The following is a 23,145-nucleotide window of genomic DNA, read 5'->3' as shown; positions in this document are numbered from 1 at the left end:
TCTCCCCCTCAGTCAAAAAATTTGATGTGCAGAAGCGTGGTGTGATCTTTAAAATACGCCTTAGCAATCATCCACAGCTTTGCCAGCGTTCCGATCACCAGCAACGTGCCTGACAGTGGGAGAACGGTGTAGACATAGCCATAGCGGATGCGCAGCGCCGGTGACAGGGTGTCCATGCCCTCGCGCATCATTTCCCAACCGCCTAACAGCAGGAATGCGCCGCAGACCAGAATGCCGATATGCGCAAGAATCGTCATTAAAAACGAGGCTGGCTTTGGTACGGCAGAAACGAGAAAATCAAGCCCGAGATGCTCGCTGCGGTTGTACACCACAATGGTGGATGTAAAAACCACCCAGATCAGCAAAAAGGTTGAAAGCTCCTCTGCCCATGCAATTGACGAGTTGAGCAGATAGCGACTGAGCACGCTGTAAAATACAACACAGGTCAACACACCGAGGCAGATAGCGGACAGCACCGCCAAAAATCTGTCTATGGCCCAGTTAATACGATGGAATATGCCCTTTTTCTTATCCAAAATCGTTCCTTCCTCTCTGTCCCATCTTTGTTTTGTACTAACAAATTTTCAAAGGTGACGCGTCGGACCGGCCGCACGCGCCCAAGATCTTTAAGTACGGCATTAAAAGGCAAGCGCAACCGTGCGCATGGGGGTTTATGCTGATATTTGATTAAAAAGCTTAATAGATTGGCAGGCCGATTTTTCGTCCGGCAAAAACGAGACGTAGCGCAGATGTCGCGGACGACGGGGGACAATGCCAAGGCGGAAAACCTGCCGCAAAGATGTCTATTTTTCAGTGGAATTCTGCATACACAGTTGTCTTAATCGCAGCGGCTGTAACATTCCAGATAGCGCGCATACCTCCCATCATAAAGCGATTTAAATTCCGCACGGGGATAAACATACTGCTGCTTAAAATAGTCAGCCATAATGTTGAAATCGTCGGTCTGCTTCAGACTCACCATCGCTAGCGCCGCGCCACCCAGAAGTGAAGCCTGCTCAGCGTCGGTACAGGAAAGGGTCTGACCAAAGATGTCGGCCAGCATTTGCAGCCAGACCTGCGATCTGAGAATGCCGCCTGACACGTGGATATTTTTAGGCTGACCAGTTATTTTGGTCAAAACATCGCTGCAGTGTCGCAGATTCATCAGAACCCCTTCGAGCGTCGCGATAAACAGCTCTTCGCGGCCGTGAGCCGCCTTGACGCCGTGAAATCCACCCAGACGCTCATCCTGCCAGCCGGGACAGCGCTCCCCGAACAAAAACGGCAGAAACACCGGCAGGTTCTTGATATCAACCGCCTTTTCCTCCAGCTCGCTGTAGGAATAGCGGCTGTCAAACAGCTTGTTTTTCATCCAGTCTACGCAGTTGCAGGCGCCCTGTGTCGCCGCGCCCGACAGCCAGCCGGTTGGCGACATATAGCACCATGTGCTGGGTGAATCGGGAATAACGGGCCTTGCCGTCACCATGCGCAGCGCACCGCTTGTGCCCACTGACAGGGTCATCTCCCCTTCGGCCATCGCGCCCGAACCGATCTGGTTGAGCGCCCCGTCCGGAAAGGGCGGCAACACCGGAATGCCCTGCGCCACCCCGAGCAGCGCAGCGGAAGCTTTGTTTAGTGGCCGCGTCTGCCAATATTCCGAAAGCTCTGGCAACTGACTTCGGGTAATGCCCATTTCTGAAAGCAACGCGCCGTCATAATCGCGATTGTGGGTATCGAGCGCGCCAAAGCCCGACATCAGGCTGGGCGTTGAATAAAATCCGTCGGTCAGCCGGTAGAAATTATATTCCCCCTGCCCCATGACAAAGCGATCTGAAAGCGCCAAGCCTTCGGTTTTAAGCTGCATCAGCCGAAACATCGGATAGATGGAATGCACCATGCAGCCGGTTTTTTGATAATAGCTGTTGACATAAGCGTTGTCGCGTCGCAGCGCGTTCACCGTAGGGGCAGCGCCCAGATAGGCCCAGGTATAGGTTGGGGTGAGCGGCTGCATCTTTTGGTCGCACACCGTCAACCCGTGCCAGATGCCCGAAAGGGCAACGGCGTCCACTTTTTGATCTTTGGCCACCTCAGCGCCTGTTTTCATCATTTCGTAAAACACGCCTTCGGTATTTTGAACGGTGCTGTCGCCCACCTTGGGCGGATAATTTTCAGATTTGAGTGCAAGAATACCTTGCTCGCTATCAAACAGCATGGCTTTCGCGGAGGAAGTACTAGCCTCTAGCACGAGAACCTTCATAGTGGTATCACCTTCTATTCGTCAAACAATACGATTGTTAATTTTTAGTGTCAGATAGAGAATATCGCGCGCATTTTTATTGTGCAGATCCAAAAGTTCTAAAAGACGCTCAAGGTTGCCTGCCAGAATAGCCTCGTAGACAGCACGGTGTTCTTCGACACCGCTGATGGTTTTCTCTTTAGGCTGGCGGTCAAAAAGATAGGTGGCATAGGCATGGGAATTGAGGTTATCAAACACCTGCAACGCCTTTCGGCTGCCACCGCACACCAGATACATCCGGTGAAACTGCTGGTCCAGCCGGTAAACAGCCAAATGTTCATCCACCGTGTTGTAGCTTTGCGCCAGCCGCAGGTTTTCGGTTAGGTTCGCATCAAATGCTTTTTGCAGCTGCACATCGTTAGGAAGCAATGTGATGACCTTCGGGGCGTAGAAACGCTCCATCATTATGCGAAATTCCAAAATCTCTTCAATTTCTGCCCAGGTGATGCGTTTGACCTTCATTCCCTTGCGCGGAATGCTTTCGACCACGCCCTCCACCATCAATCTGTTAAGCGCCTGCTTAACCGGCGTGTCGCTAACCTCGTAACGTTCGGTCAGAACGCGGACATTGAGTTTTTCGCCCGGTGTCAGATAACCCTTCGCTAAATCCTCACGAATTCGCCGATAAGCGACATCCACCAGCGAAACAGGGATATCATTTTTCATCGCCATCGCTTTACCTCACTAAAATTTTAGGTTTATTTTCGTATGTTATAAACCTTATGTTTCTTATAGTAAACCTAAGTGTGTCGGCAGTCAATTGTGGAATTCTTTTCCGCGTAACTTTCATAGAGGTATACAAAGAGGCAAAATAAGTTTTGTACATATTGCAAGCGATTTCTATATAAAACATACTTACGCGTCTCTTTGCCGGATAGTTTGCAGTGTCAGAGACCTTGCTTGAATGCTTTTTAATGGCGCGCGGCAACCATTGTCCAAGCGTCTGCCCAGCAAAAATTTCTCTGGCACAGGGCTAGCGCCATGAAAAGAGGCCATTTGCTCTGCTGAAAAAAACATGCTACAATTTATAAAAACAACCACTAAATGACGCTAAGGAATGATTGAGATGCAAATTTACTCCGGTCGCCCTGAGAACTGCGAAGGGCGCCTCAAGCGTGAGCTTGAAACTTATGACCTGCTGGACAAGCTTGACATTGCATATCAACGCACCGACCACGAACCCGCCACCACCATGGCGGTTTGCAGCGTGATCGATGCCGCGCTCGACGTACTCATCTGCAAAAACCTTTTTTTGTGCAACCGTCAACAGACCGTGTTCTACCTGTTGATGATGCCTGGCGACAAGCCCTTTAAGACGAAAGATCTTTCCGCGCAGCTCGGTGTGGCGCGTCTAAGCTTCGCAAATGAGGATTTTATGGCGCAGTTTCTCGGTGTTTCACCCGGAAGCGTGAGCATCATGGGCCTGATGAATGACACTCAAAACCATGTGCAGCTTTTGATTGACAAGGACGTGCTCGACAGCGAATTCATCGGCTGCCATCCCTGTCAGAACACCAGCAGCATCAAGCTTAAAACCGCCGATGTGGTCGAAAAATTCTTGCCCGCCGTCTCACACAAGCCGGTTATTGTAACGCTTTAGCAGACGCATATCCACTGATAAAACATAAGTGGCGGCACGATTTAATGCAGGATATGATTTAATATCCTGCATTACAATGCTTTAAATAATAAAATTAGGGGCGCTGTGCATTTGGCACGGCGCCCCGATTTTGTCCAAAAAGTAAATTTTTATCACGGCAATCTCTAAATCAACATGCTTCGCTGTCATCCGTAATATACTAAAAACTGAGGGATATCGCGGCACCAGCCAAGCTTTGCATGGTGCTCAAGTCATCACAGCCCGCCGTAAATATCACATTCCCGCCAGAAATTTTCACGGTTTTCAAGGATCTTCTGTGCGTCGATGCGGTTCATGGAGCCGACCGCGTTGAGCAGCGCGGTAATCAAGCAGGCCTCCGGCACAATGTTGTCCGAATAAGAGAGAATTTGCGTATTGGTCAACAGCGGTACCGTGGCATACTGCACAATCGGCGACGTGGCAGTATCGGTAATGCAAATGGTACAGGCTTTGCACTTATGGGCATACCGTAACGCCTGAATGGTAGATTTTAAATAATGCGGCAGGCTGATTGCCAGCACCGCGTCATGCGGCGTCAACGAAGAGAGCTTGTCAAACTCGTGGCTTTCGCCGTTGATGATATACACGCCGTCCCGAATCCAGCCGAGGTTCAGCCCCAGAAAGTGGATCATGCCGTAAGAGCTTCGCGAACCGATGAGAAACACCCGTGCAGATTTGGCCAAGAGCTCGGTTGCATCGCGAAAAGCTGCCGCGTCGATGGTGTGACGCAGCTTTTGAATGCCCTCGATGTTTTTTTGAACAACGGTGTCAAGAATATCATTTTCGCTATCGGTAGCATCAACAATATCGGTCAGGCGCTGCGTCAGCGAAATTTGATGCTTAAGCATCTCTTGCAGCTCATGCTGCAATTGTGCGTACCCCGAATAGCCGAGTGTTGTGGCAAAACGGATGACACTCGACTCGCTGACACCGCTTTTCTGAGCCACCTTAAAGGAGCTGAGAAAAATAGCCTTGTCGTAGTTTTCAAGCATATATTCCGCGACCTTGCGGTGTGTTTTGCTTAAATCAGGCAGCTGAGCGTTGATGCGCTCAAGCGGATTGAGCGACACAATAAGATTATTGTCAACGGTACTCATATCAAACTCAAATCTCCTTTATCGTGATATAGATGCTGGCGAAACTGGTTGTAAAATGCAAGTAGCCAATTTCTATTATAACGTCGTTTGCTCCATTATGCAATCCCTTTGGAGGACATAATGAATGATATACTTCATATCGATAGTTCAAAATGCACATTAAATTCAACAAATTATGGATATAAATTACAAATATTATCAAATATATTGACGCATATACTTTTTGAGGTTAACATAAAAACTAATAGATCGGGCTGCACAGCCGACGGCCGCGGTCGTGCAGAATGATCAAATGCCATTTTATGTCTTTTTTGTAGTATAATAGATTTTCAGGAGGTTTTGCGTCATGGAAAATAACCGTATTATTGAGTGCATAGAACGAGCCGACTACCTGGTCAGCAACCTGTTAGGGGTCAAGCCCGGCGAAGAAGTACTCATCGCAATAGACCCCCAGACCGATATGCGCATGGCAAACGCCTGCGCCGCCGCAGCACTTAAATGCGGCGCCGAATATAACATCAGCATGATGCCGATACGCGGCAAAGATAAGGCTCTCACTTTCCCCAAAACACTGGAACTCGCGATGGAAGCGTGCGACGTGTTTATCGGGATGACCACCGCCTCGGGCGCCGCAATCTATAACAACCGCCTCAAGGAGCTGATCGTCGAAAAGCGCCTGAGAGAAGCTTCCGTGGTACTGCGCACCATCGACAACTTCACCCGCGGCGGCGCACTGGCCGATTATGAAAAGGTCTACGCTGACGGCGTCAAGCTCCAGGCCATCTGGCGGGGTAAAAAACACGCGCATATCACCACCCCCGCCGGCACCGACCTTCACATGGAAATGAACCAGATGGAGCCGATTATCGAGTGCGGTATCGCGCGCAACCCGGGCGACGCAATGGCATTCTCAGACGGTGAGGTTTCCTTGGGTCCCGTCATCGGCACTACCCACGGCAAGTTGGTCATCGACGGACCGATCTGCTACTACGGCAAGCCCTCTACCCCCGTGGAGCTGCGTATCGAAGAAGGCCGCATTGTCGAGGTCGTCGGCGGCGACGCCAACATCTGCAAGGAGATTCGTCGCCAGATCGCCGAAATCAAAGATAGCGACAACATCGCTGAAATCGGCATCGGCTTAAACCCGGCCTGCATGTTCAACGGCGACTTTGAGGAAGAAAAGAAGGCCATGGGCACCTGCCACATCGCAATGGGCAACGGCTATTATTATGGCCAGCCCGCCCGCTCGTCGGTACATATCGACATGGTGCAGTACGATCCCACCATCACCTTTGACGATGAACTGATTGTAAAGGATGGCAAAGTCGTCTGCTTGGGCTATAAATAAGCCCTCAAGGCGCGGACTGCTAGAAAAATAGGATGAGGAGCAAAAACATTTGTGATAAGTTAAGGAGGCAATTATGAAGAACAGACTGACACTCGCTATGGCAACGATACTTGCGCTCGCTCTTTTGTTCACCGGTTGTGGCAGCAGCTCTTCCCCCGCATCGGCGCCCGCACCCTCAGGCTCAACGGCCGCCCCCTCCGCCGCTTCCGCCAAACCCGCAGACCCCGCCAAATACACTATGGTTACCGGCTCTACCGGCGGCACCTATTACGCGCTTGGTGGCGCGATGGCCAACACCTGGAATTCACATTTGTCCAACATTCAGATCAGCTGTGTCTCCTCCGGCGCATCGGTTGAAAACATGAACCTGCTGCAAGCGGGCGAAGCCGATCTGGGCATCTCGATGAACAACGTCGCCGACGCCGCATGGAACGGCAACGAGCCGTTCAAATCCAACTATGAAAACGTCCGCACAATCGGCGTGGTCTACCACGAGGTTTATCAGCTGATTGCGGCTTCTTCCACCGGCGCCAAGACCATCGCCGACCTCAAGGGCAAGCGCGTGGCCATCGGCCCGGTCGGCAGCGGCACTGCCGGCACTTCTGAGATGGTGTTCCGTCTCGCCGGGATTGACACCTCCAAGGATATTACCGCCGAGCGCGATGGTTTCGGCGACGCAGCCGCTAAAATGCAGGACGGCCATCTGGATGCAAGCGCCGCAGTGCTGAGTGTTCCTGCCGCTTCCATCATTGAGATGACCACCAGCATCGACCTCAACTACATCGACATCCCGGACGAAATCCTTGAAAAAATTCAGGCTGAAGCACCGTTCTATACCCGTTTGGTCATTCCGGCTGGAACCTATTCCAACACCGAGGATTTCAACACCATCACCTGTCAGGCAGCGCTTTACTGCCGCAAGGATATGTCTGAGGACGAGGTTTACGAAATTACCAAAGCGTTTTATGAGAACGCCGCTGAAATCGCTTCGGCCCACACCGCTGGACGTGACATCAGCCTTGAAGGCGCGCTCGACGGCATCACCACGCCGCTTCACCCGGGCGCTGTGAAATACTTTAAGGAAAAAGGACTTACCATTGACGCTTCGCTCATCATCTAGCTTTAAAAAAGTCGTTTAAAACCCTCTAGATTCTAAAGCGTACTGGCGAATCCTGTTCGCGCCCGCTTACGGGATTCGCCAGCTTTAAAAAAAGACACCCCAGAGAGGAGCGTTAGTCTATGCGCGACATCACGGAAAAATCCCTCGCCCAAGAGCCACAAGCTTTTGACGGCGATGAAATTATGTCCAAATACGACAAGGAATCCGCCTTTAGAAAGCTCACAGGCATTCCGGCCAAAATTGTCTTTCTGTTGGCCGTTGGCTGGTCGATTTTTCAGCTTTACACCGCTCTGTTTGGTACCTTTCCTTCTACGTTGCAGCGCGCCCCCCATTTGGGCGCTGCGCTGGTGCTCACCTTTTTGCTTTACCCTGCCCATGGCAAGCCAACACAAAAGGTTCCGTTTTACGACTACATACTGGCGCTGCTGGCCGTCGCCTGCGCGTCTTACCATGTCTTTTTTTACGATGAGCTTTTGCTGCGCAGCGGCATGTTCACCAAGCTCGATATTGTCATCAGCCTGATAGCGGTTTTACTCGTGCTGGAAGCGGCACGCCGCGTGGCCGGTATGGTTATCGTCGGCCTGGCAAGTTTCTTTTTAATCTACGCGCTGTTCGGAAACTATTTCCCCGGTTTTATGAGTCACTCCGGTCTTAAACTGCACCGCGTTGTCACGATGGAGTGGCTTGGCACCGAGGGTATTCTCGGTTCGCCAATCTATGTTTCGGCCACCTTCATTTTCCTCTTCCTCGTTTTCGCCACCTTTTTAAAGGCCAGCGGCGTCGGCGACTGGATGACCAACATCGCCATGAGCGCCTGCGGCAAGCAAGTGGGTGGCCCGGCCAAAGCGGCCGTTGTGGCCAGCGCTTTGCAGGGCACCATCAGCGGCAGCTCGGTTGCGAACACCGTTTCCACCGGTTCCATCACCATCCCTTTGATGAAAAAAACCGGCTACAAGCCGGAATTTGCAGGCGCCGTTGAAGCTGCCGCCTCGACCGGCGGACAGATTATGCCGCCGATTATGGGCGCGGCGGCGTTTATCATGACCGAATACATCGGATGCTCTTACACCACCGTTGCGCTATCGGCCTGTATCCCCGCACTGTTGTACTTCACCGGTATTTTTACAAACGTTCATTTTGAAGCGCTTAAATTAGGACTCACCGGCGTCGCCGATAATGAAGTGCAAAGCGTTGGGAGCCTGTTACGGCGCGGCTGGTATATGATCGCACCCGTTATCGTAATTATCTACATGCTCGTCTCGGGCAGAACCGCCATGCGCGCCGCGCTGTTTGGCATCATTGCGTGCCTCGTCATATGGTGCGTTGAAATCATCCGCGAAACCCACGGCTTCGACGTCAAAGGCTTTTTGGTGAAATTTATCCTTGGGCTTGAACAGAGCGCCCGCAGCGCTGTCGCCGTCGCTGTCACCTGCGGCTGCGCCGGTATCATCGTCGGCGTCATCACCAAAACCGGTCTCGGCCTCAAAATGGCGGGCGGCATTGTTGCGCTGGCTGGCGGCAGCAAAATTTTGACTATGCTGTTCACCATGCTATGTTCCATTCTGTTGGGTATGGGCGTGCCAACCACCGCCAACTACATCATCCAGGCCACCATTTCGGCACCGGCGCTGGTCGCACTCGGGGTTCCGGGCATCGCAGCGCACCTGTTTGTGTTCTATTTTGGCATCGTAGCAGACATCACCCCGCCGGTTGCGCTTGCTGCATTCGCAGGCTCGGGCATCGCTGGCTCCAACCCGATGAAAACTGGATTTAACGCCGCACGCCTGGGCTTGGCGGCTTATCTGGTACCGTATATGTTTGTGCTAAATCCTGTCATGGTGCTGGTACGCCCTGAAGGGATGGACACCGGGCTATTTGTCGGCAAAGTGGTTCTATCTATTGTAACCGCCGTCATCGGTATGATTGGCATTGCGACCGGTATGACTGGCTATTTTAAAACTAACTGTAATATTATAGAAAGAGTATTACTCATTGGAGGCGGTATTATGATGGTGGATGCCGGTACGATAACCGACGGTATCGGTATCGCTCTGCTGATTATCATCTATGTCATGCAGTTTACGCGTGCAAAAAAGAAACGCACCGCAGCTGTTTAATATTTGTTACCACTTCGGGTAACATGTTGGGTACGCCGCCCCCGTTCTATGCAATTCACACCTCCCATATCATCGGGTCTGCCGCCAAATACGGGCATTTGCCTGCGTTGGCGGCAAATCCGGTTTTTTATTCTACAAAGCGCGAATGATACGGGCCCCTGCGACAACGCCGCAGAGGCCCCTAGCTTTTGGTAATATTGAATTTAGCCTTTATTTTGCCCGCGCTGCATCTCCATCCTTGTCAGGCAAAGCTGCCCGGAATCTATAACGGGATATCAGTATTAATTAACCGCTTTAAAACCCTGCGCCAGATCGGCGATAATATCGTCGATGTGTTCTGTGCCAATAGACAGCCGGATCGTGTTGGGTTTGATACCGGCAGCCAGCAATTCCTGCTCATTCATCTGCGAATGGGTGGTTGACGCGGGGTGAATAACCAGCGATTTAACATCGGCAACATTGGCCAAAAGGCTGAACAGCCCCAGACTTTCAGTGAATTGTCGTGCCTTTTCGGCCCCACCCTCAATCTCAAAGGTAAAGATGGACGCCGCGCCGTTTGGAAAATAGTCTTCATAAAGTGCTTTGGCTTTTCCGGTGACGAGCGAAGGGTGGTTGACGCGCTCAACTAGCGGGTGGCCTTTCAAGAATTCCACCACTTTCAACGCGTTTTCAACATGGCGTTCCACCCGCAGCGAAAGCGTTTCAAGCCCTTGTAACAGGAGAAAGGAATTAAACGGCGAAATCGTCGCGCCTTGATCACGCATGAGGGTGGTGCGCAGCTTGATGATATAGGCCTGATTGCCACAGGCCTCGGTAAACACCACGCCGTGATAAGAGGGGTTCGGCTCTGAAAGGCCGGGGAATTTATCATTTTGCGCCCAGTCAAACCTTCCGGAATCAATGATCACACCGCCCATAACGGTACCATGCCCGCCAATAAACTTAGTCGCCGAATGCACCACTACATCCGCGCCATACTCAATGGGACGCAGCAAATATGGGGTGGCAAATGTGTTGTCCACAATCAACGGGATACCGTGGCGGTGGGCAATATCCGCGAGAGCGCGCAGGTCGGTAACGTCGGAATTCGGATTCCCCAGGGTCTCAGCAAAGATGAGCTTAGTGTTGGGCAAAATGGCGGATTCAAAGGCCACCAAATCGGTGATGTCAGCAAAAGTAGTAGCAACGCCCTGTTCGCGTAGTGTATTGGCAAACAGGTTATAGGTGCCGCCATAGAGGTTTTTAGCCGACAGAATGTGGTCGCCTGCCCACGCGATGTTTTGCACTGCGTAGCTGATGGCCGCTGAGCCTGAAGCGGTGGCCAGCGCCCCAACGCCCCCCTCCAACGCTGCAATGCGCTTTTCAAACACGTTGGAAGTTGGGTTCATCAGGCGGGTGTAGATATTACCGCCCTCGGTCAGGCCAAATCGACCAGCCGCCTGCGCGGAATCTTTAAAAACGTAGGAAGTCGTCGCATAAATCGGCACAGCGCGTGCATCTGTGGCGGGGTCGGGCTGCTCCTGCCCGACATGTATCTGAAGCGTTTCAAAGCGATATTTTTTATTAGCCATTATAATCTTCTCCATTCGTTTTTAGTCGCCGGAACATAAAAAGCCCGGGCATGCCTCTGCGGACAAGCTCCCGGGCGCGGATGGTCGGATAATTCACCGCAGTATTGTGCGGCAGCTGCTAAAAATAGGTACAGCACTTACACCCGAACCTGCTATGCGCCCGGGAGTAAGGCATTCGGCCACAACGAAAATTACTTCTCAACAAAATTTCGAATAATGTTTTTATTTCTGTGACCTCCTTCTTTCTAATTCATATTATTTATATATGATTTATGTGATTATAACCATCTCTATCATATTTGTCAATACTTAATTTATATTTTTATGTTATGCACGTTCTAAAAGCCTAAACAGTAGCGAGGATGCAGCGAAATTACAGCATGCTATTATCGCAGTATGATGTTTTAATAAAATCATGCCGAGTTTTTTGGGGGCTAAAAATGCCTTTACCACAGCTTTTCGCCTCAGGTGCGCAGTAAAGTGAATCACATTGAACCTTCGCAGACTCAAACCGTTTTGGGAGCCAGTATGGGGGTGTGCAAAAACTGTTGCGCACAAAAAACCGCCGCGGCAGGTTGTCTTTTCTTCAACCTGCACCGCAGCGGGTACTCAAAACAATCACATAAAGCCGTTATAGCCCGGCCATTTGATGGGCTTTACCCCAATTTTCAGACACAGCGCTTATTCGTAGCTTTTGTATGACTTATAGCTCTTTCGGTAATAGCTAGAGCCGGTATCCCTTACGTCGCAAACAATCATGCCCAGAATTTTTGCGTTGGCAAACTCAACACTGGCAACGGCGCGACGCACCTCGTCATGGGTAGACTGCCGGTAACGCGTACACATGATCAGGCCGGCAGCATATTTGGCCAGCACCAAAGCATCGGTCACGATATTGACCGGGGGACTGTCGATAAAAATATAGCTATAGTTTTTGCTCACAATTTCAATCAGCTTCTGCATGTTCTGTGAACCGAGCAGCTCGGATGGGTTCGGTGGCACCTGCCCTGCCGTGATGATATCCAAGTTGGGATGCACCTGCTCCTGTACACCATCGCCAACTTTGCAAAAGCCACCCAGAATCTCTGCAAGACCAATGGTATTGGAGATGCCAAAAATCTTATGCTGGGTCGATTTTCTTAAATCCGCATCAATCAACAGTACCGAAGCCCCCGTCTGCGACATGGTTAACGCCAGATTAGCACAGTTAGTCGATTTCCCTTCAGACGCCAAAGCGCTGGTCATGATTACGCATTTATTTTCGCTGGTAGCCAGCGCGAATAAAAGATTAGTGCGAGCCGTTTTATAAGCTTCTTTTATAGCAAAAGGCGTGTTATCATCAATCAAAATACCATGGGTCCGATCAGACGCGTCGTGTGTTCTGCGAAAAAGAGAGAATAATCCGTTACTTCTCATAATTTTTATATCCTCCCTTGGACACCGAGTAAAAGTCCGGAATTTCGCCGAGTACCGCAACATTATAATGGCTGATCAAATCCTCTTCTCCCTTGACGGTGATATCCAACATCTCAAATAACAACACGCAGCCACAGGTGAGGATCAACCCAAGCAACCCGCCGATGACGCCATTGCGCACCGAATTAGGGCCACTAGGCCTGGCCGGCGGCTCAGCCTGTGAGATTACTTCCACAGAGCCAGCCTTGACCACGCGGATAATTTCTGCGGGCGCCATATCAGCCATGGTGTTGGCCATCTTGGCCGATAGCTCCGGACTGGTGCTGGTGACCGCAATGCTGAACACTTCGGTATTGTTGACCGACTTCATGGTGATCATCTCGCTGACATCTTTGAGTTCGCCATATTGCAGATTGCAACGCTGGGCAACCTGCTCGATAATCTTATCGTTCTGTAAAATGACAATATAGGTATTAACCAGCTTTTGGGAGGCGTTGATATCGTTGAGATTAACGTTATTTATACCAGAATATTGATTATTATTATTCACATATAGCAATGCCTGAGCCGTGTAGGTCGGTGCAACCATAAATTTAAAGATGCTGAAGGTCGCGGCCGCACAAAATACGGTGACCAAAATAATAATCCAAATTCTTTTAAGTAGGATAGAAAACAGTTCTATGATGTCGATTGAATCCTGCAAGTATATTCCTCCCAGAAGATGATAGGGCCTTTTAACATATCACATAAAAGCACTGGCTTTGCCAAGGTTTTCTAAAATTGTTACCAATTTCAATTATATAACTGTAAATTGATTTTTGCAAGCCTGATTGTACAACATCTCAGAGCGCTTTTCAATTTTTTCAAGCGCCTGTAAGCCTGCTTTTTTAGTAATAAAATCCACTGTCTGCCGCAGATTGGGTGGACGTGTTGTCATATTGTGACAATCGCTGCCTAAAAAATCAATCTTGCAGTTTTTGAGCAAATTAAATACAAACCGCCTTTTAAGCGGAGACATTAAAAAAGACGCTGCGTTCACCTGCACCATGCAACCACAAGAAATCAGCGTATCAAGCATATCACGGCTTTGGGTGATTGACCGGTACCGCTCTACATGCGCGAGAATGGGTTTAATGCCATGATTATAACGCAGATCTTCCAGCAGACGGATTGTCTTATCATCCAAGTGCTCAGTAAAAGGCAGCTCGATCAGTGCAAAATCGGTGCCGCTTATGCAAAGACGGCGCAGATTCTGGTTTTTCATCAAAAGTGGGGATAAAAATATCTCGCAGCCAACCAGAGTGGGCGTTTTTTCCTGCACCGCGGTTTCCAACTTGGCATAGGCTGCAGCGCGCTTTTCTAAAAAATCGTCGGCGGAACATTCATATGGATAAAAATGCGGCGTAAGCACAGCTAGTCCCAACTGCTGACGCGCAATTTCTGCAAGCATTTGGGCAGAAACATCGACCGCTTTGGCACCGTCATCGATGCCGGGCAAAATATGGGTGTGCAGATCTAAAATCATACGCATAGCCCCTTACAAACAGGATAAGGAGCTTTCCTCTGTGTCAAGCCACGCAGCGGAAAGCTCCATCAGAACCTTGCGTCAAGCAATTATCTTGCAGTGATCGGTCCATCCGTGATGATAATGGTGTTGCCGAGCGTCGTGGAAAAGGTAAGGCTGCCGTTTGGATTAACGGTGTATGGGGTGGTGACTCTGGTGTAGCTGTTGGTAGCCAGATCATAGGAAAAGAACTGCAGGTTGGCAGTATTCAGTGTACCAAGGTTGGTGGGGGCAATGGTGAATTCGACCGTCGCACCAAAGGAGCCCTGCTGTGCAAGCTGCACCGAGGCGAAGCTGTTGCTGAAGTACTTGCCAAACAGAGATTCGATCCCAGCATTAGCCGGCAGGGCACCCAGGCTGATGTTCTGCGCAGCGGTAATCGTCGCCGGGTTGATGGTAGCAGTGTAGTTGGGGGCGGTAAAAGTGACAGGCTGGGTAGCGGTCGCAATGCTCTGAACAACGTTCTGAGTAACAACTGCATTCTCAGTAACCGTTACAGCACTGCCAGCGGCAACAGCCTGCGTCACGGAGGACGAGGAAACAACAGCCGGTGTGCCAGAGAAGCCACTGCTGCCTGCTGTCTCTCCCGTCGAGCTGCTATAGTCGGCAGCCATTGCCAACGAAGCCATTGCAATAATCATGGCCGCTGAAAGCATGAGGGACATAATTTTTTTCATAACAAAACGCTCCTTAAATTGTATTATTTAACTAACGCTGAGCTGCTTGACTTGCTCAGCATAAGTTTTCGGATATTAAGTGGAATCATTGCTTTTGACTGCTTCGGGCAATTAGATATCCCAGCGTATACATCAAACCTGATGTAGTAACAGCCAGTGCAGCAACCAAAGGCAAACCGACAGAAAATGGTAATATACGCGCTAATAACTTTTGCAGCGTGATAAGCGGCCATTGCCCAAGCATAACGGACAGCTCGTACAAAAACCGAAGAATGCCGTCACCATGGCGAGTGCCACCTAGCAAAGCCAGCCCTAACTGGGGCAGTAAAAGCAGCGCCGCAACCACAGGCACAAAATGCCACCGTTTTAAAACACCGTTTGACAGGCTCAGCACAAGCAGTGTGATAACAAATAATACAGCGAAGCCCGCCCGAAACAGCTGCATGCCATAGGTTAACAACAACTCCGCCAAAAGCGCAAATGATGCGGGAAGTCCGCTAAAATCGGGCATTGATTTTATATTTGATACATTCAGGCGGTGATTTTCCATCTGATAAAAAGCGCAAATTAAAAACGTCGCCAAAAAAAGGAATATATCTTCCCCGAGACCCGCTCGTCGTCGCAAAATTGTGCCGACCAACCGGCCGCCACTGTTTTTTGTGGCCTTTCTTGCTACAGCCAATACGCCATGCCTCCTTAATAGTCCCTAAACGCTTCTGAGAAGACGCTTTGGTAAGGCACCACACCATTATAATTGATATCCAAAAGATGCTGGTGCAGAATCAGCATGGGCGTCAACAACAAAGCATAGATCAACACCACAACCGCTAGTGATTGTCCGGCACTCCTAGTGATTGATTGGATATTCTTTTTGAAAAGCTCTACCAGCTCGGCTACCAGAAGAATGACCGCTGGGGTCATAAAAAACAGTGCCAAACGCGATACAATAGCATGCTTAATGCCCACCAGCTCAAAGAAGGTCCCCCAGTAAAGCAGATTGATCAGGAAAGTGTTATATGGACGCCGCTGCACCAAGGGCTTATAAAGTACCAGACAGATAACTAAGAAAACTAAAAAAGCGATACCCGGTCCCGGGCTGGTTCCGTGGATAACCTCCACCGATGTAAGCCCATGTTGTTTATAAGCCACTTTGGTGACCATACCTAAAACCGTCTCGGATCCCAACAAAGCAATACCACAAAGAACGAGTGCTATCGGCAATGTCATCCGATTCATGGGGATGCGCAAAATGAAATAAAATGGAAGCATTACAATGGCGGAGATATGGAAAGTAGACGCCAGCAATACAAAAATAGCGAATCTGAAAAACCGACGCTGTTCAACATATTTAAAAGCGAAAAGCATAATCATTAGGGCCGTATACTGCCGCAGAAAGCACATGGAATTATATAAAAAACCAAAGCATACAAAGGCGGTAAAGCTGACCCAGGCATTGGCGGAACGGCGGTAAATAAAACACGCGATAACGGCGGCAAAAAGAATGGCAAACGCCACAAACAAAATGTTATACCCCAGCGTAAAACCAGAAAGCAACCGGCTGATTGCAAGATAGCCTTTTTCAAATCGCTGGTACGAGAAATCTTCCCAGCTTAAAAAGTAACTTTGCAAAAACCCTTCCCAATAATTGTAATAATCGGTGCTGACCATAAAGCGCAGGCTGGAGATCAGTGCCAGCGCAATACCGCCCCCGATGCAATAAACTTTTTTGGCTTGCTCAGTAGGCAAAAACCTGTTTTGCAGGATGCCAAACAGAATAATAACAAAAATCAAAATGTAATAGACTGCCAAAGGGTCACTTCCTTTGTCTTGTCGGCATCACTTATACCGGTATTTTTCCGGCTACGACAGTAGCCGGCGTACTGTGAATGACAATAGGTACACTGGGATTCAGCATTTGGGCTGTTTGCTCCGATTGTGCTGTTTCGGTCGCTTCAAAAATCTGATTAACCTCATGGGGTTCTTTAAAGGTAGGCACCACTTCATGCAGCACAGCACGAAGGCGGCTCACCGATTCGCTGCCCAGCGCTTCGCCAATGTGCTTTAGCTTTTGCTGAATCTCATGCTGAGAAATGCGATGCTGGCGCTCGATAAAGATCTTTGTATTCGGGGTCGAAATCAAATCCTCGCTGGCGATCAGCAACTCTTCATAAAGCTTCTCGCCGGAGCGGAGTCCTGTTTCGATGATGTCGATATCTTGATAGGGCCGATGGCCCGACAAGCGGATCATGTTTTCGGCCAGTTCAATAATTTTAACCGGCTCACCCATGTCCAGCACAAAAACTTCCGATTGCTCGGCCATGGTGGCTGCCTGCAACACCAACTGTACCGCTTCGGGAATCGTCATAAAGTACCGAATAATATCTTTATGGGTGACGGTGACAGGGCCACCGCGCTCAATCTGCCGTTTGAACAGCGGGATAACTGATCCATTCGACCCCAGAACATTGCCAAAGCGTACAGCGACAAACTGAGTCTGACTGACGCCCTTCATGCTTTGGAGTATCATTTCACAAAAACGCTTGGTCGCCCCCATAATATTGGTGGGGTTGACCGCTTTATCAGTCGAAATTAACACAAATTTCTCAGTGCGATAGCGGTCGGCCATCTGTACCATATGATAGGTTCCGAAAATATTGTTTTTAACAGCTTCCTCGGGGCAAAGCTCCATCAACGGAACATGCTTATGCGCCGCAGCGTGGAAAACCACCTGTGGACGATACTTATCAAACAGGCTGTCGAGCTTTTCGACATCCCGAACCGAAGCAATTTCTATACTGAGAGGAATGTTCTTTCCGCAATCCAGCAGCAATTCTTGCTGCAGATCGTACACATTGTTCTCATAAATATCGATCACCACAAGCCGTTTGGGCGCGCACTGCATCACCTGCTTGCAAAGCTGAGAACCAATAGAGCCTCCGCCGCCGGTCACCATGACGACCTTGTCTTTTAGAAAATAATGGACATTTTCACAATCAAATGTGACACTTTCTCTGCCTAACAAATCCTGTATATTGACATGTCTTATAGTTTTTTCCAGTATATCATATTTATTTTCCAACAGCAACACGGTATCTGGTAAAATTTTCACATCGCAACCGGCGCGTGCACATTCTGAAATAACCTTCCTGCGCGCGCTACTGTTGATCGAAGGCATTGCGATAATGAGCTCCTGGATATAATGCGTCTTGCAGTATTGCGCCACCATATTAACCGGCCCGACAATACTGACACCATGTATGCGCTTGCCAATCTTGACAGGGTTATCGTCAAAAAAGCACACCGGCAAATAATTGCTGTCGGCGTTACTTTGAATATTGTTTAGCAAGGTGGCGCCTGCGCTACCGGCACCTACAATAGCCAACCGAATATGCCTTGCGTGCGAAAGCTTTTTATAGTTGCGGTATTGCCGGTAAGAAAAGCGGACCAACAACATGCTCAGAGACGACAGCGAAGCGGCGGTAATACCAACGGCAGCCGGCAGCTTTTCAAGCGGTAGCAGAGCTTCCATCAGCCTATAACTACAAAAGGCCGCAGCAACACTGATAATCAGCGTCAAATACTCCTGTGACTCAGCATAGCGCCACAGGCTGTCATACATCTTAAAGGCAAACAGGCTGACGCTGTAGCAAAGGCCAATCAGTAGCAGATGCTGTAGCACAACAACCATATAATGTTGATTAATATTTCTGCTGCCCAACAGCAGGCTAATCAGAAAGTAACATCCCGAGATAATGCTGATATCTAGCAAGAACAGTAATAATTTACGAGATTTACTGAATCGCAAGACAAAAACTCCTTTTTAAATAGTGTAATACCGACTTTCGGGTACCCAGTGTGTCAAATAGGGCAGAGGAACCCATCGGTCTTTTACAACAAGGCTACAAGAATGCTGCTGAACGCGTTCGATGGCAAGGACGACATCTGATTTCAGTTCAGTGTGGCAACACGCTTTAAATTGTCTTTGCTTTCTCTCGGGGCAGCCATTGCTTGGCTAGCTCCTTCCATTCCTGGAATATTATAGCATTGTTTAGTCTAATATTCAACTTTATTACCTTTTATCAAAATAAAAAATAAGGAAAAGTCATGCATCGCAATGTTTTTTTATTAGTTTTTACCACATATGCAATTGATTTTATGGGCGATTTCGCGTATGCTATTGCTATCTCAAAAAAATTGAAAGGGGGATGGTCGCTGTGCTTACGCTGGATAGCATCTACCACGCTGCCTTTACCATGAAAAACGTAGTGCGAAAAACCGACCTGATTCACGCACCTAAACTATCGACAGGGTGCAAATTATTCTTGAAAACCGAAAATCTACAGATAACCGGTTCCTTTAAGGTCAGAGGGGCCTTCTATAAGATTTCTCAGCTTTCAAGCGAGGAACGTGCGCACGGGGTAATCGCCTGTTCGGCGGGCAACCACGCGCAGGGTGTGGCGCTCTCCGCTGCGCGGATAGGCATTCCTGCCACCATCTGCATCCCCGGCTCGGCCCCCATCTCAAAGGTTGAGGCCACCCGCAGCTACGGTGCAAACGTCGAGCTGGTCAAGGGCGTGTATGATGACGCCGCCGCCCGTGCCGCCGAGCTACAGCAGCAGACCGGCGCCACCTTTATTCACCCGTTCGATGACGAGCGCGTGATCGCCGGGCAGGGCACCATCGGGTTGGAGATATTGGATCAGCTGCCAGAGGTGGACGCAGTGGTCGTACCGATCGGCGGCGGCGGGCTGATTTCAGGCATCGCCTTCGCGGTCAAGTCCTTAAACCCCAACGTCAAGGTTTACGGCGTTCAGGCTGCGGGCGCACCGTCGATGTTTAACGCCATCGCACACCATGAACGCAAAGCGCTGACCTCGGTGGCCACCATGGCCGACGGCATCGCCGTCAAGATGCCGGGCGTGCTAACTTATGATCTTTGCTCAAAATACGTCGATGAAATTGTCACCGTCACCGATGATGAAATTTGCGCCGCTATTCTGGCGCTCATCGAAAAGCAGAAGATGATCGCCGAGGGCGCGGGTGCCGTGCCGGTGGCGGCAATACTCGCAAACAAACTGCCGCTCGCGGGTAAAAATGTTGTCTGCCTTGTTTCAGGCGGCAATATCGACGTGACCATTCTCTCGCGGGTGATCAACCGCGGTCTGCTCATGACGGGGCGCACCGCGAGACTGCGCATTGAGCTTTCGGACACGCCCGGACAGCTTGTTGCAGTTTCATCCATTCTGGCTGGGTGCGGCGCAAACGTCACCGGCGTGGACCATAACCGTACCAGCAACAATAAGAACATCACCGACTGCTTCTTGGATATTGCGATTGAGACCCGTGATCACGCGCATGTCGACCAGATTAAGCAGGCGCTAGCCGACAACGGCTTTAACGTCGCCGAAATTTGACCGCTTGTTTGGTCAGGATGACTTTTTGAAGGCGGGTGTGCCGATGCCGTTGGTTCTTATTTTTGGCGTTTTGCTGTGCATTTTGCTTGCGTTGTTGTTCTACCGCTTACGCGATGAAGTCAAAGGCCGTGCGGCCCGTGGGGCGCTCACCGGTCTGATGATTGCGTCGTTGCTGTATGGGGTGCTGCTCGGCCTGTTAATGTATAATGCGCTGCCGCTGTAACAGGGGCAACCCTGTTCATCGTCGCTGCAACGGGTCATACCATTTTTATATTAGACAAGAGCTGATTTCATGTATTTTTTTCATCGTCGGCAAACTACTGCTTGAGGGTAAACCACCCTCTTCCCCCTACGTTTTATGTACAAGAAGATTATGTAGCTAAATATACTGCGGTTTTTGTCGAATCTCACTTTTTGCACCCAATTTGCCGCCTTAACGCAAGCCAATCCTTGATCAAAATTGCTTAGTTGAAACTAGAGAAGAAATCACCGGATGCTTATGCTATAATGGCGGCAGTGACGGTGATTTTTTTGCTTCAAGCTAATAAGAAAGGACGGTTCAAAATGACATTATACGCTTTCTACCCGTTTGAATTCGGCTTATTGAAGATCGGCTATAGCGATGGCACTGTCGTCTCGCTCAACCGGGTAATGCAGCCGGATGCTGAGCACCTGCCCTGCCCGTTGACCGAGAATGTCTTTGCGCAGATCGTCGAATATCTGGCGGGACAGCGGAAAAACTTTGATTTCCCATACATATTGTATGGCACACCGTTTCAAAAAAAGGTCTGGCGGGCGCTTTGTGATATTCCCTACGGCGAAACCCGCAGCTACAAGCAGCTCGCAGAAGCAGTGGATAATCCGAATGCTTGCCGCGCCGTCGGCATGGCAAACCACCGCAACCCGATGATGATTGTTGTGCCCTGTCATCGGGTGGTAGGTGCAAGCGGAAAACTGACCGGATACACAGGTGGACTGGAGATGAAAGCGGCTCTGCTGAAGCTGGAACACGGTGCCACAGCGCAATAAAAAATGCAGGGTCGCTCTCGAAAGAGACGACCCTGCATTTTTAATAAGCAAACTGCACGCGCAATTCGGCGTTACGCGCCTTTGCGGTACGTATATATACCCAGTCTGTTATTGGTTATGTACATAACGGGGGTAAAAAGCTTTTTTATTCCCGGCAGCAAATGCTTCATTTCATCAGTGAAGTTGATTAGCCCAACTTGCTTTATTACGGGGCAAAGCTTCACCACCTCGCTGCCGTCTTTGACCCCCCAGTTAAACTGAGCATTGGTATTTTTAAGTGTATCGTGCATGCCCGCCTTCTTAACAAGCCCTTTGTACAACAGGTCAAGATGCGCCTCAAAATGGTCGAATCCGTCAGTCAATATCCCAAGAAGCTGCACCACTTCGCTTTCCTGAAGGTACATCAGCATTCCCTCCGAGATAATCAGCAGCGGCTGCCCCTTTGTTTTAACCGCCTGCGTCCAACTGGGGTCCAGTGCAGATTTTGCAATATCCGTAACGCGGGGATGCGGTTGAAAAAAGAGCTTTCGCTGTTCGATGACCTCTGGAAAATCAAGATTATACCACCGAATTTTGCCGTTATCCACCCTCGAGAACCGCGTATCCAGACCACAGCCGACCGAAACAATAACGCAGTCCGGATTTAGGTCGATAAAACGCTTTACCCGTTCGTCCATAATTTTTGCACGTGCCAAAACACCGTAATAAGACATCTCACCACTCTCAAATTTTTTAAAGTCGTAGTCAATTTTCCGCACCATCTCCGCGGCTTTTTTATCGTTGATTACAGGCACGTCGCTCATGGCATCTTTAGCCCTGATATAAAGCGTTATCAGTAGCGTTTCCATGACGCCGCTCAATTTTACTGACATCTTAAAATCCTCCTGTCATATATATTCCTGCCCTTGGTTAGTTGTGGCTAACCTCTATGGGCAATATCATACACCTTACCCTTCGTCTTGTCAACGCTGCGGTTAGAATAATTCTTATTAATAGGAAGGCCGCTCCCCCTATCGGAAGAGCGGCCGAATTCACGTGGGCGTTGCGTTTCGATTGCTGCTGGTATGCGTCACCGGCTGATTGACCGATATTTTGTGCGGCAGCGTTTACATCACCTTGTCAAGGTCGCGCCGTAGCCGTTTGATTATGCGCTTTTCCAACCGCGAGATGTACGACTGACTGATGCCGATCATATCGGCCACCTGCTTTTGGGTACGCTCTTTTCCGTCTAAAAATCCGAAGCGCAGCTGCATAATCATTCGTTCCCGCTCGCAGAGCTTGTTGATGGCGTCGGCTAGCATGCTTTTTTCGGCGTCTTGCTCAATCGGGCGGTTGATGGAATCGGGGTCGGTACCCAAAACGTCCGAGAGCAGCAGTTCGTTGCCATCCCAGTCGATATTCAAAGGTTCGTCGATCGAGACTTCGTTTTTTAGTGGCTGACACTTGCGTAGGTACATGAGAATTTCATTTTCGATGCAGCGTGAGGCGTAGGTCGCCAGCTTAATACCCCTGCTTGGGCAAAAGGTGTTTACAGCCTTAATCAGCCCGATGGTACCGATAGAAATGAGATCTTCCACCCCGAGTCCGGAACTTTCAAACTTGCGCGCGATATACACCACCAGCCGCAGGTTGTGCACGATAAGTTGCTGCCGTGCTTCGTGGTCCTTCTGCTCAAGGCGAATAAAAATGACCCGCTCCTCCTCACGCGAAAGCGGTGCGGGCAGCGTCTCAGGACCGTGTATGTAATGCACCGCTTCGGTAAAGCCTAAGCGCAGCAGTATAAGATAAAGCCGCAACCGCAGCGCTTCGCAGAATGTTCCCACCGATTTTTTCATGATATTTACGCCCCCACTTTCT

At 49.8% G+C, this 23,145-nt stretch carries 21 protein-coding genes; 7 read left to right on the top strand and 14 right to left on the bottom strand.

Annotated features, from left to right (window positions below; translation table 11 throughout):
* Window positions 1–8: 8 nt before the first annotated feature.
* The 3 genes from RBH76_12365 to RBH76_12355 all read right to left on the bottom strand — a co-directional run bounded on the left by RBH76_12365 (window position 9) and on the right by RBH76_12355 (window position 2,968).
* A complete protein-coding gene (locus tag RBH76_12365) occupies window positions 9–536 on the bottom strand; it encodes a TRAP transporter small permease (protein ID WMJ83516.1) in 528 nt (175 codons plus the stop codon).
* A 302-nt stretch (window positions 537–838) separates the two neighbouring features.
* On the bottom strand, window positions 839–2,257 hold the full coding sequence (locus tag RBH76_12360) for an FGGY-family carbohydrate kinase (GenBank protein ID WMJ83515.1): 1,419 nt from the start codon (window positions 2,255–2,257) through the stop codon (window positions 839–841).
* Between the two features lie 21 nt (window positions 2,258–2,278).
* A complete protein-coding gene (locus tag RBH76_12355; GenBank protein ID WMJ83514.1) occupies window positions 2,279–2,968 on the bottom strand; it encodes a GntR family transcriptional regulator in 690 nt (229 codons plus the stop codon).
* Between the two features lie 394 nt (window positions 2,969–3,362).
* On the opposite strand from RBH76_12355, the gene RBH76_12350 reads away from it, so the two are divergent.
* On the top strand, window positions 3,363–3,896 hold the full coding sequence (locus RBH76_12350) for a prolyl-tRNA synthetase associated domain-containing protein (protein ID WMJ85230.1): 534 nt from the start codon (window positions 3,363–3,365) through the stop codon (window positions 3,894–3,896).
* 254 nt (window positions 3,897–4,150) lie between these two features.
* On the opposite strand, the gene RBH76_12345 is transcribed toward RBH76_12350, so the two are convergent.
* Window positions 4,151–5,032, bottom strand: a complete 882-nt coding sequence (locus RBH76_12345; protein ID WMJ83513.1) for a MurR/RpiR family transcriptional regulator — start codon at window positions 5,030–5,032, stop codon at window positions 4,151–4,153.
* Window positions 5,033–5,378: 346 nt separating this feature from the next.
* Between RBH76_12345 and RBH76_12340 the strand changes: the two genes are divergently transcribed.
* The 3 genes from RBH76_12340 (at window position 5,379) to RBH76_12330 (ending at window position 9,617) form a co-directional block, all read left to right on the top strand.
* Window positions 5,379–6,380, top strand: a complete 1,002-nt coding sequence (locus RBH76_12340; GenBank protein ID WMJ83512.1) for an aminopeptidase — start codon at window positions 5,379–5,381, stop codon at window positions 6,378–6,380.
* Between the two features lie 73 nt (window positions 6,381–6,453).
* Window positions 6,454–7,500, top strand: a complete 1,047-nt coding sequence (locus RBH76_12335) for a TAXI family TRAP transporter solute-binding subunit (protein ID WMJ83511.1) — start codon at window positions 6,454–6,456, stop codon at window positions 7,498–7,500.
* Between the two features lie 119 nt (window positions 7,501–7,619).
* Complete coding sequence (locus tag RBH76_12330; protein ID WMJ83510.1) at window positions 7,620–9,617, top strand: TRAP transporter permease; 1,998 nt, start codon at window positions 7,620–7,622, stop codon at window positions 9,615–9,617.
* 281 nt (window positions 9,618–9,898) lie between these two features.
* Here the strand turns inward: RBH76_12330 and RBH76_12325 are convergent, their stop codons facing one another.
* The 8 genes from RBH76_12325 to RBH76_12290 all read right to left on the bottom strand — a co-directional run bounded on the left by RBH76_12325 (window position 9,899) and on the right by RBH76_12290 (window position 18,650).
* Entirely contained in the window at window positions 9,899–11,188 is a 1,290-nt protein-coding gene (locus tag RBH76_12325) for an O-acetylhomoserine aminocarboxypropyltransferase/cysteine synthase (protein ID WMJ83509.1), read from the bottom strand.
* A gap of 681 nt (window positions 11,189–11,869) precedes the next feature.
* Window positions 11,870–12,604, bottom strand: a complete 735-nt coding sequence (locus RBH76_12320) for a CpsD/CapB family tyrosine-protein kinase (GenBank protein ID WMJ83508.1) — start codon at window positions 12,602–12,604, stop codon at window positions 11,870–11,872.
* Window positions 12,594–13,307 carry a Wzz/FepE/Etk N-terminal domain-containing protein gene (locus RBH76_12315; protein ID WMJ83507.1) on the bottom strand — a complete coding sequence of 238 codons (714 nt, stop codon included), beginning with the start codon at window positions 13,305–13,307 and terminating at the stop codon, window positions 12,594–12,596. The genes RBH76_12320 and RBH76_12315 overlap by 11 nt, the downstream gene beginning before the upstream one ends.
* Before the next feature lie 93 nt (window positions 13,308–13,400).
* Complete coding sequence (locus RBH76_12310; protein WMJ83506.1) at window positions 13,401–14,129, bottom strand: CpsB/CapC family capsule biosynthesis tyrosine phosphatase; 729 nt, start codon at window positions 14,127–14,129, stop codon at window positions 13,401–13,403.
* An 89-nt stretch (window positions 14,130–14,218) separates the two neighbouring features.
* Window positions 14,219–14,845 carry a hypothetical protein gene (locus RBH76_12305; protein WMJ83505.1) on the bottom strand — a complete coding sequence of 209 codons (627 nt, stop codon included), beginning with the start codon at window positions 14,843–14,845 and terminating at the stop codon, window positions 14,219–14,221.
* Between the two features lie 85 nt (window positions 14,846–14,930).
* Complete coding sequence (locus tag RBH76_12300) at window positions 14,931–15,527, bottom strand: hypothetical protein (protein WMJ83504.1); 597 nt, start codon at window positions 15,525–15,527, stop codon at window positions 14,931–14,933.
* A gap of 14 nt (window positions 15,528–15,541) precedes the next feature.
* The gene (locus RBH76_12295) at window positions 15,542–16,654 is read right to left on the bottom strand and encodes an EpsG family protein (protein WMJ83503.1); all 1,113 of its coding nucleotides are present in this window, start codon (window positions 16,652–16,654) and stop codon (window positions 15,542–15,544) included.
* A gap of 31 nt (window positions 16,655–16,685) precedes the next feature.
* On the bottom strand, window positions 16,686–18,650 hold the full coding sequence (locus RBH76_12290; protein WMJ83502.1) for a nucleoside-diphosphate sugar epimerase/dehydratase: 1,965 nt from the start codon (window positions 18,648–18,650) through the stop codon (window positions 16,686–16,688).
* Window positions 18,651–19,059: 409 nt separating this feature from the next.
* On the opposite strand from RBH76_12290, the gene ilvA reads away from it, so the two are divergent.
* The 3 genes from ilvA to RBH76_12275 all read left to right on the top strand — a co-directional run bounded on the left by ilvA (window position 19,060) and on the right by RBH76_12275 (window position 21,288).
* Window positions 19,060–20,259: a threonine ammonia-lyase gene (ilvA, locus tag RBH76_12285; GenBank protein ID WMJ83501.1), complete on the top strand. Its 1,200-nt coding sequence runs from the start codon at window positions 19,060–19,062 to the stop codon at window positions 20,257–20,259.
* A gap of 43 nt (window positions 20,260–20,302) precedes the next feature.
* On the top strand, window positions 20,303–20,482 hold the full coding sequence (locus tag RBH76_12280; protein WMJ83500.1) for a hypothetical protein: 180 nt from the start codon (window positions 20,303–20,305) through the stop codon (window positions 20,480–20,482).
* Window positions 20,483–20,823: 341 nt separating this feature from the next.
* A complete protein-coding gene (locus tag RBH76_12275) occupies window positions 20,824–21,288 on the top strand; it encodes a methylated-DNA--[protein]-cysteine S-methyltransferase (GenBank protein ID WMJ83499.1) in 465 nt (154 codons plus the stop codon).
* Window positions 21,289–21,359: 71 nt separating this feature from the next.
* On the opposite strand, the gene RBH76_12270 is transcribed toward RBH76_12275, so the two are convergent.
* A complete protein-coding gene (locus tag RBH76_12270; protein WMJ83498.1) occupies window positions 21,360–22,160 on the bottom strand; it encodes a class I SAM-dependent methyltransferase in 801 nt (266 codons plus the stop codon).
* A 234-nt stretch (window positions 22,161–22,394) separates the two neighbouring features.
* The gene (gene sigE, locus RBH76_12265; GenBank protein WMJ83497.1) at window positions 22,395–23,123 is read right to left on the bottom strand and encodes an RNA polymerase sporulation sigma factor SigE; all 729 of its coding nucleotides are present in this window, start codon (window positions 23,121–23,123) and stop codon (window positions 22,395–22,397) included.
* Window positions 23,124–23,145: the final 22 nt, after the last annotated feature.

The organism is Oscillospiraceae bacterium MB24-C1 (genome assembly GCA_030913685.1).
Taxonomy (GTDB): domain Bacteria; phylum Bacillota; class Clostridia; order Oscillospirales; family Ruminococcaceae; genus Yanshouia.
The sequence above is the reverse complement of the archived record's forward strand: the minus strand, read 5'-3'. Positions and strand labels throughout refer to the sequence as shown.